This is a genomic window from Vibrio sp. 1457, assembly GCF_033340195.1.
Classification (GTDB): domain Bacteria; phylum Pseudomonadota; class Gammaproteobacteria; order Enterobacterales; family Vibrionaceae; genus Vibrio; species Vibrio alginolyticus.
Map to the genome: position 1 here is coordinate 1 of NZ_JAWOWA010000058.1, position 2,537 is coordinate 2,537.

Consider the following 2,537-nt stretch of genomic DNA (forward strand, 5'->3'; position numbering starts at 1 on the left):
ATAAAACAGGCTTGGCAGTGGTGGGAGGTGACGCGGAGCGACGCCTTCCACCTGCCAGACCGCCGTTGATTTTGACCTTTGGAAGCGCAGCTTCCCGAACGATTTTGCGAAGCAAAGTCTAGTGAGTACACTATCATCTTGATAGTGGCCCGCCGGAGGTATCGCAATGCGCTCCCCCGCCTGGCTGAATGAATGCCGGAATCAGGGGGGAACATGGCGAACTACGCGATAATGCGCTGCAAAAAGCTGACGGGAATGGGAAGCGTGGCCAGCGCGTTGCAGCACTGCTACCGAGAGCGTGAGACGCCGAACGCTAACGCTGAACGGACACCAGAAAACTACTGCTCTGTGTCCAAATCAACGGATCAGGCAATGGGGCGTGTGCGGGAGCTGCTGCCGGAAAAACGCCGTAAAGATGCGGTACTGGCCGTTGAATACGTTATGACAGCAAGCCCTGAGTGGTGGAAAGAGGCCACACCACGGCAGCAGGCGGAGTTTTTCGCCCGCTCTGAGCAATGGCTGGAGAAGAAATACGGGAAGGATCGTGTTGTGGCGGCGGTGGTTCACCGGGACGAGGCCACCCCGCACCTGTCTGCGTTCGTGGTGCCATTGACGCAGGATGGACGGCTGTCCGCGAAAGAGTTTATTGGCGGGCGGTCAAAGATGCGTGAAGATCAGAGCACCTACGCTGAATCAGTAAAAAAACTGGGTCTTGAGCGCGGCATCGAGGGAAGCCGCGCCACGCATCAGACAGTTCAGCACTACTACGAATCGATAAACCGTGGCACCCGTAGCCAGGTATCGATCTCGCCGGAGGCGCTGGAGCCGCGTGTATTGCGGAAGGGCATTTTCACCAAAGACGTGGAAGATCAGGCAGCCATAGCCAAACGTCTAAGCCACGCAGTGAACGATGGCTTTGCAGGAACCATCGCTATGGCCTCTCAGAGCGCCCAGAACGCAAAAAGAGCGCGTGAGCTACAGAAGACTATGGATGCGCAGCAGAAACGCCTACAGAGCGTTACAGAGCCTTTTAAGGGGCTTTCCAGAGAGCAGATGACCGAAATCCTGATGATGGCTCAGCGGTTTAAGCAGCAAAACCAGGAAAAGGAAAAACAGCAGCGTATTGAACGTGAAAAACAGCGACAGACGCGATCGCGTGGCATGGGTGGTATGGAGCGTTAGTTTTGATGCGATGCAGGATAGGGCTAACGCCGCAAAGTGACGTCATTTGCGGCATTCCAGAGATCAGGTTCTGCCGCCCTGTATAACGCTGAGTCCAGCTAATCCATCAGATGGTAATTGTATTTTTTCAAAATAGAAAAAGCGGTGCTTTTTTGTTTTGGTGACAATCCCTTAGTTGAAAATTCATTACCGCTTGTTCTGCGATATATGCTGTATGTACTACTTAAAAAAGTACGCTCCCAAACAGTCAAAACCTCATTCTTTTTTAGAGAGTCATGCAGCATTAATCTATCTACTTTTTTGAATAGCTTATCTTCAGCGTTCATCATCCGTTACCGTTGTTTGTACTGTCCTTCCATTGGAATCATAACTGATTCTTAACTCTATTTTTTTTCTTCTTTCGTAAATTGAAGGCCAGTCTCCCCGAGCAAAAAGAAACGGATTGGCTTCAAGCTCTCCCCGCCCTGCCCGGAGAAAGATTTGTTTATCAACAAGGGCAGCGATTATGTTTTTAAACGTCTGATATTCAATATGAACCCTAGGTTGTATGGTCTTCTCAAATCTAGTTTTTGATACAGATACAAAGCCATCCCATCCAATCAGCATTGCCAACTGCAAAAGCACATCATTTTGAGATTTTGACAAACCATGAATCATCGCAATGTCTGCGATGTAAAGCTTGACGTAGGGCGGTTCAGCCGGGATAGAAAAAGTCTCGATCTTAGAGTCTTGTTTAATCTCTCCGCTCTCGTCCATGTATGTATGCCGTTCAAGCTTAGAAATCTTTTTTGTATTCACTCTATCCCCATGTATCAGCATGTTTTTAGTACTCACATTTAAGTACTAAAGATGCCGATAGTCAAGTACCTTACCTAAAGTACGATTAGTACTTGAGGTGAGTACGATTAGTACTTGAGGTAAGTACGATTAGTACTTGAGGTAAGTACGATTAGTACTTGAGGTGAGTACGATTCTTCGCTCTAGCCCTTGGTACAAGCGGGTTCCCATATCTATATCTATATATTAAGGGGGAAAATAAAGGCTGAAAAACGCCATTTTTAAACATCGAAAAACGAGCTTTTTTGAGTCTGGAGCGTACGGATTTCTATGTCCGGGGAGTGGAAATTCCGCTTCCTCGAACGGACAGACTCGCGGCGATGCCGCTCCCTAATCCGTTCTTGCGGCGAGCGGTTCCTGCTCTTTCAAAAACGATATTCATTGCCTGATTTCGTCAAGGGCGAGCGTAGCGAGTGCCATTTACCCTTGACGACTCACCGGATAAAACAGGCTTGGCAGTGGTGGGAGGTGACGCGGAGCGACGCCTTCCACCTGCCAGACCGCCGTTGATTTTGACC

At 49.1% G+C, this 2,537-nt stretch carries 3 protein-coding genes; 1 reads left to right on the forward strand and 2 read right to left on the reverse strand.

The genetic code is table 11. The features are described 5' to 3' along the window. Positions 1-213 precede the first annotated feature (213 nt). On the forward strand, positions 214-1,182 hold the full coding sequence (mobV, locus tag R7Z41_RS23585) for a MobV family relaxase (protein ID WP_000024818.1): 969 nt from the start codon (positions 214-216) through the stop codon (positions 1,180-1,182). Positions 1,183-1,280: 98 nt separating this feature from the next. Here the strand turns inward: mobV and R7Z41_RS23590 are convergent, their stop codons facing one another. Together R7Z41_RS23590 and R7Z41_RS23595 are read right to left on the reverse strand one after the other, a co-directional pair. Next, the gene (locus tag R7Z41_RS23590; protein ID WP_039022360.1) at positions 1,281-1,508 is read right to left on the reverse strand and encodes a hypothetical protein; all 228 of its coding nucleotides are present in this window, start codon (positions 1,506-1,508) and stop codon (positions 1,281-1,283) included. Beyond that, entirely contained in the window at positions 1,498-1,980 is a 483-nt protein-coding gene (locus R7Z41_RS23595; protein ID WP_202974839.1) for a hypothetical protein, read from the reverse strand. The genes R7Z41_RS23590 and R7Z41_RS23595 overlap by 11 nt, the downstream gene beginning before the upstream one ends. Positions 1,981-2,537 lie beyond the last annotated feature (557 nt).

Coding starts and splice junctions, on each gene's coding strand:
- mobV (WP_000024818.1), top strand. CDS start 214: ATGGCGAACTACGCGATAATGCGCTGCAAAAAGCTGACGGGAATGGGA.
- R7Z41_RS23590 (WP_039022360.1), bottom strand. CDS start 1,508: ATGAACGCTGAAGATAAGCTATTCAAAAAAGTAGATAGATTAATGCTG.